Raw genomic sequence first — 13,585 nt, forward strand, 5'->3', positions numbered from 1 at the left:
TCAGGCCTCCGTGACCGCGGCGTCGCGCGTGTGCTCTTTGACGTACTCGACGGCGTCGGCGACGTCCGCGCCGGCGTCCAGCGCGCGTTCGAGGACGACGTCCGCCATCAGCGGTTCCGTGCCGACGGCGCCCGCGTACCAGAGGTAGTGGCCGTCGACCTTCGCGGGCGTCTCCCAGCCGTCGCGGTAGTCGTCGGTGAGTCCCATGTCCTCGGGGATGTCCTCCTGCGTGTGGTAGCCGTCCGCGACGAACAGCGGGACGACCACGATATCTTCGCTCTCGAAGAAGTCCGTGACGTCGTCGACCTCGGGGTCCTCGTCCATGAACAGCGCCTGCACCTCGTCGAACCGCCCCATGTCGCGGATCCGGTCGGCGTGGTACTCGATAGCCTTCGCGGAGTTCTCGTTGCGCTTCGTGCCGTGGCCGACGACCGCGAGCCCGAACCCCTCGCCGACCTCGGGGTCGCCCGTGACCGTCTCCGCGCGCCGAACGATGACGTCGCTCATCGCATCGTGGGTGCCGACCGGGCCACAGTAGTGCACCGTCTTCTCCACGTCTCCCGCGTCGAGCGTCACGTGCGTGGCGCTCGTGCCGTTGGACTCCCACGCCTCGGGATCCCAGTCGTCGAGCCGGAGTTCGCGCGGGATGACGTCCTCCGTGAAGTACCCCTCCGAGATGAACAGCGGGACGATGTACACCTCCTCGCTCTCGAGCGTCCGCAGGACCTCCCGGAAGTGCGGTTCCTCCTTCCAGAACGCCTCGCGAACCTCGTCGAACGCCGCCGTCTCCCGGATGGTGTCGGCGTGCGCGTACGTCGGCGTGCTCGACTCCGGGTTGAGGTGCGAGCCGTGTGCGACGATGACCAGCGCTTGCATACCTCGGCGTCCGGCCCGAACCGTCTTAGTGCCATCGTCACCGGGCCCTGCACCGAGGGTGTTCGTTCCACGGCCGCTGCGGGCGACCGCAACGCCTAACGTGCACGCTCCGCGAACGAACAATCGAGATGACACGAACGCGTACGGTCCTCGTCCTCGCCGCGGTCGCGTTCGCCGTCGCCCTCGCCGGGTGCTCGTTCGGCCCTGGCGGGGCCGGCGACGGTGGCGTTCCGCCGGTCCCGGACGGCGACGACGCCGCCTCGACGTACCGGGCGCTCGGGAACGTCACCGGCGACCTCCAGGTCGAGGTGGTCTCCGGCGACCGCACGAACCGGTCGACGCTCCGGTTCGCCGCGGAGGTCGGCACGCGGAACGCTCGCCAGCGCGTCACCGCCCCCGCCACGCATCGCGGGAACCGTTTCGTCTCCAACGACGCGTACTACTGGCAGTACAACGCGTCGGCGGACGTCGCACAGCGGTACGCGCACACCGCGGCGACGTTCAACTCGACGTTCGGCACGGGCGACGACGGCGACTTCGGCGCGTTCCTCGCGGCCGCGTTCGACGCCGCGAACGAGAGCGACGGCACGGTCTCTAGCCTCCCGAGCGTCGGCGTCGGCCCGGCCCCGACCGTCGTCAGCGGCGACGACGGCGAGGCGTCGGCGCCCGCGCCGTCCGCGAACGTCAGCGCGTTCGTCGTCACCTACGGGGGCACGGAGACCGTCGCGGACGAACGCACGCACGTCCTCGTCGTCGAACCCGCGGACCCGGACGCGACCGCGGCGCGGAACCTCACCATCACGTACTACGTCGACCAGGAGCGGTTCTTCCCGGTGCGCGTCGAGCGTCGCGCGACCGTCGACGGCGAACGCTGGTCGCACGTGATGACGTTCTCGAACCTGAACTACGGCGCGAACGTCTCCGCGTCCACCTATCGGTACGAACCGGGCGAGCGCACGGAGGTCGTCGACTACGCGACCGGCGTCGTCCGGTTCCCGACGGTCGCCGCGCTCGCGGCGAACACGACCGTTCCCGTCCCCGACCCCAGCGTCCCCGACGGGTTCGAGTTCGCGTACGCGGCCGGCATCGACCTGAACGCGACCGGCGGCCAGGTCCTGTACTCGAACGAGTCGACCGTACTCGTCGCCGGCCGCTACCTGAGCGACGACATCGTCCGGTCCCGCGAGCGCGGCGTCGCGGAGAACCTCACTGTCGACGGCCACAGCGCCCTCTACGTCGACCTCGGACGGACCAAAGCCGTCTACGTGTACTGCGACGACTACGTCGTCTCCGCTGCCAGCATCGGTCCGTATCCGCGGGACGCGCTCGTCGCGTTCGCCGCGTCGCTCGACTGTGGCGACGCCGAGGGGACGGGGTATGGAACGCAACCGGGGGCACCGAGCGGTCTCCGTGACGCCGATCTCGATGGTGCGCGCGGCGTCCGAGGGGACGTGGACGCGACGCGACCGTAGTCAGGGACGGCGGTGGAGCGCGTACACGATGCACGCGAGCCCCGCGAGCTGGGACCCACGGACGGCGACCTGCCACGCCGGCCGCAGCACCTCGGGCGCGACGTCGTACTGGAACGCGAGACTCCCGCCGAAGCTCAGGCCGAACGTCACCGCCGTCAGCAGGACGAGCCCGAGCGACAGGAACTTCATCGGCGTACTGTCGTTCCGCCGGAACCCGCGGTACGCCTGGTAGCCGACGTACAGGCCGAGCGCGGTCGACGCGGCCGCCATCGCGAGCAACAGCACCTGGAGCGGGTCGAGGCCGCTCACGGCGGCCTGGAGCAGGGGCGCGTCCGCCAGGACCTCGCCAGCGCTCGCGAGCACGTGCCCGACCGCGCCGGGTGGTGGTAGTGCCCCGAGCATGGTTAGAGGCGCTCGAACATGTCCGTGAACCTGTCCGCGACGTCCGTCTTCGTTTCAAGTTGCATCTCGAATGTCCCCTCTGAGAGCGCCAGTTCGACGCGCGAGAGCGTCGTGACGTACACGCTGTGGTGGTTGCCGTCGCTCCGCAGTTCGGTCTCCTCCGCGAGCAGGCCGGCGTCGACGAGGTCGTCGACGCGCCGGTACACCGTCGGGAGCGACGCGTCGATGGCCTCGGCCAGCTCCTTCGCGGAGCGCGTCTCCTCGCTCGCTGCCGCGAGGATGTCTCTGGCGTAGTCGTCGTCGAGCAGCCCGACGACCGTCCGCACGTCGACGTCCTCCGGCACACCCGCATCGTCCCACCGGATTGACTTAAATCGCGGTCGTCGGCTTCCAACCGAGAAACCGACCCATACCGCGACCCGGCGGTCGCGTCGACGCGAACGAGCGCTCCGGGGAACCCACACCGGTCGACGCGGGCGACCGCGGTACTTTTCTCGCCGGCGGACGGGCGTTCGAGCATGAGTCTCGCCGAACGCACTCGCGACGCCGCCCGCGAGCACCCGTTCCTCGTCGACGCCCTCCGCGCGGGCGTCGCGAACTACTCCGCCGCCGCTCGCTTCCTCGACGTCGACGGCGACCCGGACGCGGTCGCGACCGGCCTCAGGCGGTTCGCCGACGACCTCCCCGACCGCGACCCGGCCGCACGGGAGGTCCGCGTGACGATGGAACGCGGCGTCGGCCGGCTCCCCGACCCCGCGAACGCCGACGCGCGCGAGGTCCTCCTCGCCGTCTCCGGCACCGCGTTCGCCGCCGCGGACGACGGGAAGACCGCCGTCCTCGCGACCGGCGAGGTCGACCTCCACGGCGTCCGCGCCGCCCTCGACGCGCTCGCCGTCGACGACGTCGCCGTCGACGCACTCGCGCACGCCGACGACGCCCTCGTCGTCGTCGTCCCGCGACTCGACGCCGCGAACGCCCTCCGCGCCGTCGAACGCGCGTTCGACGCCGTCCCCAGCGGGCCCGCGAGAACCGACCGCCGCTGACCGCTCTGACGAAACCACTCCCAGCGGGCGAGACCGAGGCTTTTTCTTTCGCTCCCGGGGTAGAGGCGGGCAATGACCCTGCACGTCTCGAACACGTTGACGGGCGACCGCGAGGTCTTCGAGCCCCAGGACCCCGAGGAGGTCCTGCTCTACGTCTGCGGGCTCACGACCAGCGACCCCGCGCACCTCGGGCACGCGCGCCTCTGGGTGGCCGCCGACGTCATGCACCGCTGGCTCGAACACGAGGGCTACGACGTCCGGCACGTCGAGAACTTCACGGACGTCAACGAGAAGATCGTCGCACGCGCCGGCGACCCCGACCTCGGCGACGACGAGGCCGCGGTCGCGAGTCACTACATCCAGGAGCTCCTCGCGGAGATGCGCGCCCTCAACCTCAAGCGGGCCGAGGTGTACCCGCGCGTCAGCGAGCACGTCCCCGAGATCGTCGACCTCGTGGAGACGCTCGTCGAGAAGGGGTACGCGTACGAGGCGAACGGCTCGGTGTACTTCGACGTGACGAGCTTCGAGGAGTACGGGAAGCTCTCGAACCAGCAGGTCGAGGACATCGAGGAGCAAGGCGAGCCCGACGAGCTCGCGGAGAAACGGCATCCGGCGGACTTCGCGCTCTGGAAGGCCGACGGCGTGAGCGCGGACGCGGTCCGCGAGCACCGCCACGACGACCACCCGCACGCGGGCGACGGCGATGCGGACGCCGACCTGCCGTCGGGACAGACCTGGGAGTCGCCGTGGGGCGAGGGCCGACCGGGCTGGCACATCGAATGCTCGGCGATGAGCATGACCCACCTCGATTCGACCATCGACGTGCACGTCGGCGGCCAGGACCTCGTCTTCCCGCATCACGAGAACGAGATCGCGCAGAGCGAGGCGGCGACCGGCGAGCGGTTCGCGAACTACTGGCTGCACGTCCGCCTCCTCCAGACGAAAGGCGAGAAGATGAGCAGCAGTCTCGGGAACTACTGGTCGGTCGGCGACGCACTCGACGCCGTCGGTGGGAACGTCCTCCGGTCGTTCCTCGTCTCGACGGCGTACCACAACGAGGCGGTGTACAGCGAGGAGACGCTCGCGGAGGCCGAGGAGCGCTTCGAGCGCCTGGAGCGCGGGTACGAGACCGCCGTCGAGGCGTGCGACAGCGAAGCGGCGCGGACGAAGGTCACCGACGAGGCCCTCCGGGACGCCGTCGCGAGCGCTCGCGAGGACTTCGCGGCCGGGATGAACGACGACTTCAACACGCGGCAGGCGGTGACCGCGCTCATGGACCTCACCGCGGCCGTGAACCGGCACGTCGACGACCGCGAGACGTACGATTACCGCGCGCTCCACGACGCCGTCGACGCGTACGAGGAACTCGGCGGGGACGTCCTCGGATTCGCGTTCGACGCCACGCCCGACGGCGACGCCGAGGTCGCGGGCGAGGTCGTCGACCTCGTCCTCCGGGTCCGCGAGGCCGAACGCGAGGCAGGGAACTACGAGCGCGCCGACGAACTCCGCGACGAACTGGTGGCGCTCGGCGTCGAGGTCCAGGACACCGACGACGGCCCCACGTACCGGCTCTGACTACCGATTGACGACGAGCATCGGTCCCGACGCGGTCCGGCAGGTCGCCGCCGGCAGCTACTCGACCGAATCCCGTTGACGGGTGTTTTATGGTTCGTGACCGGTTCCAGTCGGGTATGCAACTCGATAACCGCACGCTGGTCGCGCTTGCGCTCGCCGTGACGCTCGCGACGGCCGGCTGCCTGGGCTTCCTCTCTGGGACGACGTCGGTCGAGGCGTCCCCCGCTATCGTCGCCGAGGACACCGCCAGCAGCAGTGACTACGAGAAAGCGGAGACGCGCGACCTGAGCGTCAACCGGACGTTCAGCGCGGCCGACCAGGAACGCACGGTGAAGGTGACGAACTGGGCGGTCGAGTACCACAAGACCGTCGGCATCGGGCCGCTCGCCGACCAGAAGGCGGCGGTGTTCGCGACGTTCACGTCCCCCGAGGTGAGCGTGTTCGGTCAGTCGTTCAACCCGCTCTCGAAACTCAGCACGAAGGACTTCGCGAAGCGCATGCAGGGCCAGTACCAGGGCCTCACGGTCGGCGAGGAGGTCGACAAGACCACCGTCGCGGTCGCCGGTGAGTCCACGAACGTCTCGCAGTTCGAGGGCACTGCGACGTTCAACGGCCAGGACGTCGACGTCTACGTCGTCGTCAGCGAACCCGTGAAGCACGAGGGCGACTACGTCGTCACGATGGCGGTGTACCCGCAGGCGATGGACGGCGAGTACGAGACCGTCAAGGAACTCATGCGGAACATCGAGCACCCGACGAACGCGACCGACGAGTAAGCGAACCGCGTTCACTCACTTCTCCGACAGCGCACCCGACCGATAGCGGCCGCACTCGCTCGCTCACCCACCGCGACGAGGAGTGCCGTTCGGCGAGCGCGATGCGCGACGGGGCGTCCGATGCCGGCGATGCGCGCGCCGTGGTCCTGGCGCGTGCTGGCGCTACGGGCGCCGATACGATAGCAGCGCTCACGGCGCGTACAGCGGACGGAAGAACAGGGCGACTGCGGGAAGGGGCGACTCCGTGTGCCGTCAGCGGTCGAAACCGGTCTCCGCGCGCACGGCCGGCGCGGCCACCACGCCCGAGGGTGCAGTGACCGTCGCGAACCCGGTCGCGGTCGTCGGCGGCGACGCGACGCTCGCAGACGCACCGAGACCGCCAGCCGGCGCGAGATTGCCTGCACCGCTGTTGTTCACGCCGACCGTGTGCACGCTCACCTTCAGGAACGTGATCGGCGGCGGCAGCACGCCGTCGTCGAGCTCCAGCGTCGGCTGGATGTCGGTAAGGGAGGTATCGTAGGTCATGCCCGCGCTCTGCTCGAACTTCGTCGGGCCGGCGACGATCGCGCCCTTCACGGCGGAACTGCCCTTGTAGACGCAGACGTCCCAGCCCTCGCAGTCATCCTCGCTACTGGGGAGCGCGTGGTTGCCTTCGTCGTCTTCGAGAGCCGGTTCGTTCCGCGGGGCGTAGATGGTGCCGACGAATCGCGTGCTCCCGCCCTGAAGGCCGACGAGCATCTCGCTGGTCCCGTACACTTGGAAGTGCTGTGCGCTCGACGCGGAGTGACCCGAGGTCTCATCGCGGTAGTCGCCCGCGAACGCGTTCTTCATCCCGAAGTCACCGGTCGAGTAGATTCGGAACGCGTAGTCGGTGCCGCCGGCGTTCTTGACCTTGATGTCGCCGTCGGTGAGTTCCATGTCGCCGTCGACGACGAGCGTCACGTTCCCACTGGAGAGGTCGACGACGATGTCGTCGCCGCTGTCGCTGAGCGAGAACCCGTTCGGGTCGTAGTACGTGTTCCCGCCGCCGAGCGACGCGCCACCGCTCTCGGGGTTGACGGTGATGACCGAGCCGTCGGATGACACCTCGTCGACCTTCCGGTCGATAGCTTCGTCGAGCTCGTAGAGGTCCGACTCCTTGTTCGGGGTCTTCGTTCCTGAGATGTCGTTACCGGGGTCGTCGATGTCGCCGGTTGCGGCAACGGGACCGTTGATGCCGGGGTCCCCGTTACCCATGGAGATGTCGCCGTCATCGCCACCGGTCGCCATGACGCCGTCCTCGAAGTCGCCGTTCGCGACCGGTTTTCCGAGTTTCACCTTCACCGTCCCCACGTCGCCGGCCGGCGAGTGGTCGACCTCGACGGCGACGTCGTTCGTCTGCGTGCGGAAGTACTGCGCCCAGCCCTGGTAGTACTTGCTCGTGATGTAGAGCGTGACGAGTTTCCCTTCGACGAACCCGACGTTGTTGATCGGGGATTCGGTCTTCATCTTGTTGATGTCGACCTGCCCGGCCTGCACGGATTCGTCGCCGTCGAGCGCGGGTATCGGGAACGTGAGCGAGCCGTTCTGGTACTCGACCGGGGGTCGCGACACCATCCGAGACTCCTCGCCGGTACCGCGCCAGACGCCGCCCGCCTGGTACGCGATGGTCTCACCGCTCTTCTCGTAGACGAGCGACCCGACCTGTTTGTTCACGATCTCGGTGCCGTCGACGACCACGCGGATCTGGCCCGTGTTCTCCTGGCGGAACGCGGCAGTCTGGTCCTGGATGTCGAACTCCATCGACCGGTACTTCTGGCGGCCGAACGCGACGCTGGAGACGTCCTTGTTGAACTGTCGGAACGTGTTCTCGACCTGATTCTCTTGCGCGGTGTCTCTGGTCTGGTCGACGGTCGCGGTCCCGACGACGAACAGCGAGACCGACGCCGCGGCGACGAAACCCATCATTAGGACCACGGCGAGAACGGAGGATGCCCCGTCGTCGTCGTCGCGTATGGTCACCATTCTCCGCTCGTCAGTCGCCACAGCGAGCCACCTCGCGACGACTGACGTCCGTATCCCTGCCCCGAGGGGATCGACGTTTCATTACTCCCCTAGAAAGCGTCCCTTACCAAATGTATGACGTAAAGGTGCGTTGGAACCAAAGAAAAAATAGTGTTCTAGTTGGATAGTACTACGATATCTGGCGTAGAAGGATTTTTGAAATGGCTCTAAAGCCGTTCTCGGCTTTGCTTAGCCTGTGGATATCGCTATTGGAAACTGCGGCCGAAGGATTCAAGGCCTGAATTGTAAAGCAGACGGATAGAAATGGGTGCTTGACGACGACAACGCGTCTTCAATCGGTGCCTGAACGGCAGGAACCGGTCAGTATCCGGTCCACTCGGGGTCCCGGTCCTCGAAGAACGCGTCGATGCCCTCGTCCTTGTCAGCCGACGAGAACAGGAGCGCGAACAGCTCGGCCTCGTACTCGATACCCTGTTCGAGGTCCATGCGCGACCCGGCCTTCACCGCGTCCTTCGCGAGTTCCAGCGCGAGCGGACTCTTCTCGGCCATCCGCCCGGCGAGCTCGTACACGCGCTCGTCCAACGCCTCGGGCTCGCAGACCTCGTCCACGAGTCCGATGTCAGCAGCCTCCTCGGCGTCGACGAGTTCGCCCGAGAGTATCAAGCGCATCGCCTGTCCCTCACCGACGAGCCGCGGGAGCCGCTGGGTGGCACCCCCGCCCGGCATGATGCCGAGGTTGATCTCCGGCTGGCCGAGCTTCGCGTCCGCGCTCGCGATGCGGACGTCACACCCGAGCGCCAGTTCGTTCCCGCCACCGAGACAGTGTCCGTTGATGCGCGCGACGACCGGTTTCTCCAGGTCGTCGACGTACTCGTACACGCGCGGGCGCTTCGACGCCTCGCGCTGCTCGACCGCGTTCCGCTCGCGGAGCTCCGACACGTCCGCGCCCGCGACGAACGCGGACGACTCGTCGGACCCCGTGAGCACGACGACGCGCACGTCGTCGTCGTCCTCGACCGCGTCCAGGACGTCCTTGAGTTCCCGACGGACCTGCGCGTTCAGCGCGTTCCGCTTGTCGGGGCGTTCGAGCGTCACGGTCGCGACGTACTCGGCGTGCTCGCCGACCGACGCCGAGACGAGGTCGCACTCGCTCGCGGTCTCGATTACTCCCATATCGGTCCCTCCTCGTCGTCCCGGTCGCCCTGGCCGACCGCGGCGGCGTCCTCGCTCACGCCCACGATCTCGCCGTCCTCCCAGACGTAGAACCCTTCGCCGGTCTTCTTCCCGAGCTTCCCGGCGCGGACCTTCCGCCGGAGGCTCTGCGGCGGCTTGAAGCGCTCGCCGAGCTCCTCGCGGAGGTGCTCGAGGATGTCCAGGCGGACGTCCAGGCCGACGACGTCACCGAGCTCGATGGGGCCCATCGGGTGGTTGTACCCGAGCTCCATCGCCGTGTCGATGTCGCGCGGGCTCGCGACCCCTTCCTCGACCATCCGCATCGCCTCCACGCCGAGCGTGACGCCGAGCCGCGACGTCGCGAACCCCGCGGAGTCCCGGACGACGACCGCTTCCTTGTCGAGGTCCTCCGCGAAGTCCGTCGCGAACCGCACGGTGCGCTCGCTGGCCTGCTCTGGGACGACGACCTCGACGAGCCCCATGATGTGCACGGGATTGAAGAAGTGCAGGCCGACGGCGCGCGACGGGTCGTCGAGGACGCTCGCTATCTCGGTGACCGAGAGCGAGGACGTGTTCGACGCGACGATGGCGTCGTCGTCGACGACCGCCTCGACGTCCTCGAACGTCGACTGCTTGAGGTCCATGCTCTCGGGAACCGCTTCGACGACGAGGTCCGCGTCCGCCGCCGCGGCGTCGAGGTCGGTGGTCGTCGCGATGCGGTCGAGCGTCGCCTCCTTCTCGTCGGGCGTGACCTTGTCGCGGTCGACGCCACCCTGGAGGTTGTCAGCGATGGCGTCGAGGCCGTCCGCGAGGACGTCCTCGTCGATGTCGCGCATCGCGACGTCGTGGCCGGCCATCGCGCTCACTTGCGCGATGCCGTGACCCATCGTGCCAGCTCCGAGTACGCAGATTCGCATACCAGAACGCGCGACGGCCTGGCAGGTAAGCGTTGCCCGTTCTGGCCGTCTTGCCGGCATCTCCCCGACCCCGGACCGCCAACAGTTACCATCTCTCATCGCGTACGGTGGTGTATGTCTGTGTCGTCGACGGTCGCAGCGTCGGTCGAAGGGGTCGCCAGCAAGCCGTTCCGCGTCCGCGTCGCCGCCGCGGCCGTCGCGGCGAGCGCCGCGAACCTCCTCGTCCTCGCGGTCGCCCTCCTGCTCGAGTTCGCACCGGGATTCCGACCGCTCTCGGTCGCCCCCATCGTCTTCCTGACGGTACTCGGCGTCGTCGGCGCGGGACTGGTGTACGCGTTCCTCGACCAGCGCACCGACGCCGGCGACGACCTGTTCAGGACCGTCGCGCTCGCCGTCCTCGCCGTCTCGTTCGTTCCGGACCTCGCGCTCCTCGTCTTCGACCCGGCCGCGACGGTACTCGGCGTGCTCGCGCTCGTCACGATGCACGTCGTCGTCGCCGCCATCTGTCTCGCGGTCGTCCCCGGAGACGCACCCGACCTTCTCGTCTGAAGCTCTCGGGACGACGACGGTGCCGAGAACGGAGGCGTCGTCGATGCGTTCAGCGCCGCCCGGCGGGTCGGACCTTGAACCCGTACCGCGTGACGCCTTCCTGCGTGTAGATCCGGCGGACGGTCGCGACGATGTCGTCGCCGACGTCGACGGCGCCACCGTCGGCGTCGGTCACCTGCGCGGGCGCGCTCACGGTCCCGTCGCCAGTCGGTGCGTCGAACGCGACCACGACCACGTCGAAGTCACCGTCGCGCTGTTGTTGCTGCGCGAACTCCGGCGGCGCCCCGCCCTGCGAGATCGTCGTCGCCGCCTCGATCCGGCCCGTCCCCGGCAACTGGACGTCCTCGTACGCCGCCATCGCGCCGCAGTCGCCGCACGCACCCTCCGGCGGGAACGCGAACGACCCGCACTCGCCGCACCGCCCCGCGACGAGGCGGTGCCGCTGCGGGAGCGTCCGCCGCCACGACGGCACGCTCACGTACGCACCACCGCCCTCTGGGGGTTCCGGGACGACCTCGTCGCGGAGGCGGAGGTACTCGGCGTACGAGAGCGTGCGCTCGTCGTCGCGCTCCAGGACGAGCGCCGCAGGCACCGCGCCGGTCGTGTCGACGACGAACGCGTCGGCGCCCGCGCCGCTCCCGTATCCCGCGACGAGCACGCGCCCGACGTCCGGGTCGTCGAGCGCTCGCGCGAGCCCCAGGAGCGCGCTCGCCGCGCCGGTATCGCCGAGGTCGTGGACCGTCGCGACACGCTGTATCGCTTCCGTATCCACGCCGAGCGCGCCCGTCGTCCGGTACGGCATCGCGCCGTCTGGCGCCTGCACGGCCGCCGCGTCCACGTCCAGGCCGTCGTCGCCCGCGGCCTCGTCGTCCGCGTCTTCGTCGCTAACTCCGGCGTCGAGGTCGTCGACGGCGCCGGCGAGCGTCTCCGTGAACGTCGCCCGGTCGTAGGACGTGACGCCGAGGCCGTCGACGCGCTCGCTCCCGCGCTCGCGGAACCGCGTTCCCGGACTGGCGCGCGCGTACGTGCCGCGAGCGAGCGCCTTCGCGGGGCCGTCGTTCACGACGAGGAACGCCACCGCACCGGCGCCCGCGGTCTGGTCGCGTTCGCCCGCTGGCTCGCCCTTGGGGCAGTCGCTCGCGACGACGAGCGCCAGTTCGCCGTCGGCGAGGTCGGCGTCGAATCCCGCAGCGAGCGCGCGCGTTCCGGCGCGCGTACTCCCACCGAAGGACTCGTGGCGCGCGGTCTCGGGGACGCCGAGCGTCGACCCGAGCCGGACCGAGACGTCCTCCTCCTCGACGGGCGGCGTTGTGGACGCGAACGCCAGCAGCCCTATCGAACTCGCGTCCGTTCCGTCCGCGTGCAGCGCGTTCGTCGCCGCCTCGTGAGCCATCGTCAGCGCGTCCTCGTCCGCACCCGGCACCGCCTTCTCGCCGACGCCCGACGCCTGCACCGACCCCCACGCCGCCTCCACCTCGCTCGCAGGCAGGCGATTCCGGGGGGCGTACGCACCCACTGCACGGATCCCGTTCGACGCACCCGCGGCCGCACCACCGTCGACGCTCGGCGACTCGTCGCTCATCGCGCGCTCACCTCCGTGGCCCGCTCCAGGACGTGCACGACGGCCGCACCACCACTCCCGCCGACGTTATGCGTCACGCCGCGCGCGGCGTCCGCGACCTGTCGCTCGCCCGCTTCCCCGCGAAGTTGCTTGTACGCCTCCACGACCTGCCCCGCGCCGGTCGCCCCGATGGGATGGCCCTTCGACTTCAAGCCGCCGGAGGAGTTCACGACCACGTCGCCACCGTGGTCGCTCCGGCCGTCCGCCACGAACGCCCCGGCGTCCTCTGGGGCGCAGAACCCGAGGTCCGCGTACGCCATGAGTTCCGCGATGGCGAAGCAGTCGTGGACCTCCGCGAAGTCCAGCGCGTCGGTGACCGCGCCCGCCTCGTCCGCGTCGATGCCAGCGCGGTCGTACGCACGCTCTGCCGCCATCGCCGACGCCGGTACCCCCGCGTACGTGTCCCGCTGGAAGAGCCCGACCGCGTCCGACGCCGCACCGACGCCCGCGACCCGGACCGGGTCCTCGCTGAGTTCGCTCGCGACGTCCTCGCTCGCCACGAGGACTGCGGCCGCGCCGTCCGTCGTCGGACAGCAGTGATAGAGCGTGAGCGGGTCCGCGACGACGGGCGCGTCCCGCGCGTCCTCGAGCGTGCACTCGAACCCGAGCTGCGCGTGGGGATTCAGCGCACCGTGACTGTGGTTCTTCACCGCGACCTCCGATAGCGCGTCGGGGTCCGTACCGTACTCGGCGACGTGCGCGCTCGCCATCTGCGCGTACACGCCAGCGAACGTCGTCCCCGACAATCGCTCCCACTCCGTCTCCCCCGAGACGCCCAGCCAGTACCGCGTCGCGTCACCGGACGCGTCCGTCATCACCTCGTACCCGCCAGCGAGCACGAGGTCCGCCATCCCCGACTTCACGGCTTGCACCGCCTGCCGGACCGCGTAGCCCGACGCCGCGCACGCGTTCTCCACGCGCGTCGTCGGCACGCCGTGCAACCCGACGTGCTCGGTGACCGCCGGTCCCGACAGCCCGATCTGGCGGCCGCCGACGCCGAGCGTCCCGAGAACCGCCTCGTCGACCGCATCCGGGTCGAACTCGCCGTCCACGGACTCGACGGCAGCCTCGTACGCGGTCGCGAACAGCGACCGGTAGCTCTCCTCCGGGAACGAGCCGAAGTCGGACTGGCCCGCACCGACCACGTAAGCATCGCGCATACTCCGACCTGCGTTGG

The 13,585-nt window shown here is 69.5% G+C and carries 13 protein-coding genes; 5 read left to right on the top strand and 8 right to left on the bottom strand.

The genetic code is table 11. The annotated features are described in order from the left end of the window. A complete protein-coding gene (locus tag ACZ48X_RS19685; protein WP_336350797.1) occupies positions 1–876 on the bottom strand; it encodes a CbiX/SirB N-terminal domain-containing protein in 876 nt (291 codons plus the stop codon). Between the two features lie 128 nt (positions 877–1,004). On the opposite strand from ACZ48X_RS19685, the gene ACZ48X_RS19690 reads away from it, so the two are divergent. Continuing rightward, positions 1,005–2,348 (top strand): LolA family protein, encoded by a 1,344-nt coding sequence (locus ACZ48X_RS19690; RefSeq protein WP_336350796.1) that lies wholly within the window; start codon positions 1,005–1,007, stop codon positions 2,346–2,348. Here the strand turns inward: ACZ48X_RS19690 and ACZ48X_RS19695 are convergent, their stop codons facing one another. Both ACZ48X_RS19695 and ACZ48X_RS19700 read right to left on the bottom strand, forming a co-directional pair. After that, complete coding sequence (locus tag ACZ48X_RS19695; RefSeq protein ID WP_336350795.1) at positions 2,349–2,750, bottom strand: DUF7521 family protein; 402 nt, start codon at positions 2,748–2,750, stop codon at positions 2,349–2,351. A 2-nt stretch (positions 2,751–2,752) separates the two neighbouring features. Then, positions 2,753–3,094 carry an ArsR/SmtB family transcription factor gene (locus ACZ48X_RS19700; protein WP_336350794.1) on the bottom strand — a complete coding sequence of 114 codons (342 nt, stop codon included), beginning with the start codon at positions 3,092–3,094 and terminating at the stop codon, positions 2,753–2,755. Positions 3,095–3,268: 174 nt separating this feature from the next. On the opposite strand from ACZ48X_RS19700, the gene ACZ48X_RS19705 reads away from it, so the two are divergent. The 3 genes from ACZ48X_RS19705 (at position 3,269) to ACZ48X_RS19715 (ending at position 6,144) form a co-directional block, all read left to right on the top strand. Continuing rightward, positions 3,269–3,793: a DUF7523 family protein gene (locus tag ACZ48X_RS19705; protein WP_336350793.1), complete on the top strand. Its 525-nt coding sequence runs from the start codon at positions 3,269–3,271 to the stop codon at positions 3,791–3,793. Between the two features lie 72 nt (positions 3,794–3,865). After that, complete coding sequence (locus ACZ48X_RS19710; protein ID WP_336350792.1) at positions 3,866–5,368, top strand: cysteine--tRNA ligase; 1,503 nt, start codon at positions 3,866–3,868, stop codon at positions 5,366–5,368. A gap of 116 nt (positions 5,369–5,484) precedes the next feature. After that, positions 5,485–6,144, top strand: coding sequence for a DUF6517 family protein (locus ACZ48X_RS19715; protein WP_336350791.1), 660 nt, complete (start codon positions 5,485–5,487; stop codon positions 6,142–6,144). Positions 6,145–6,396: 252 nt separating this feature from the next. Here the strand turns inward: ACZ48X_RS19715 and ACZ48X_RS19720 are convergent, their stop codons facing one another. The 3 genes from ACZ48X_RS19720 to ACZ48X_RS19730 all read right to left on the bottom strand — a co-directional run bounded on the left by ACZ48X_RS19720 (position 6,397) and on the right by ACZ48X_RS19730 (position 10,238). After that, positions 6,397–8,148, bottom strand: a complete 1,752-nt coding sequence (locus ACZ48X_RS19720; protein WP_418934294.1) for a DUF7289 family protein — start codon at positions 8,146–8,148, stop codon at positions 6,397–6,399. Between the two features lie 360 nt (positions 8,149–8,508). Then, the gene (locus ACZ48X_RS19725; protein WP_336350789.1) at positions 8,509–9,321 is read right to left on the bottom strand and encodes an enoyl-CoA hydratase/isomerase family protein; all 813 of its coding nucleotides are present in this window, start codon (positions 9,319–9,321) and stop codon (positions 8,509–8,511) included. Then, positions 9,312–10,238 (bottom strand): 3-hydroxyacyl-CoA dehydrogenase family protein, encoded by a 927-nt coding sequence (locus tag ACZ48X_RS19730; RefSeq protein ID WP_336350788.1) that lies wholly within the window; start codon positions 10,236–10,238, stop codon positions 9,312–9,314. Before ACZ48X_RS19730 ends, ACZ48X_RS19725 begins: the two co-directional genes overlap by 10 nt. Before the next feature lie 114 nt (positions 10,239–10,352). Here ACZ48X_RS19730 and ACZ48X_RS19735 point away from each other — a divergent pair, with 114 nt between their 5' ends. Beyond that, the gene (locus ACZ48X_RS19735) at positions 10,353–10,787 is read left to right on the top strand and encodes a DUF6069 family protein (protein WP_336350787.1); all 435 of its coding nucleotides are present in this window, start codon (positions 10,353–10,355) and stop codon (positions 10,785–10,787) included. 49 nt (positions 10,788–10,836) lie between these two features. On the opposite strand, the gene ACZ48X_RS19740 is transcribed toward ACZ48X_RS19735, so the two are convergent. Next, positions 10,837–12,369 carry a zinc ribbon domain-containing protein gene (locus tag ACZ48X_RS19740; RefSeq protein ID WP_336350786.1) on the bottom strand — a complete coding sequence of 511 codons (1,533 nt, stop codon included), beginning with the start codon at positions 12,367–12,369 and terminating at the stop codon, positions 10,837–10,839. Then, a complete protein-coding gene (locus ACZ48X_RS19745; RefSeq protein WP_336350785.1) occupies positions 12,366–13,568 on the bottom strand; it encodes a thiolase C-terminal domain-containing protein in 1,203 nt (400 codons plus the stop codon). The genes ACZ48X_RS19740 and ACZ48X_RS19745 overlap by 4 nt, the downstream gene beginning before the upstream one ends. Between the last annotated feature and the right edge of the window lie 17 nt (positions 13,569–13,585).

The sequence above is a fragment of the Halorubellus litoreus genome (assembly GCF_055378595.1).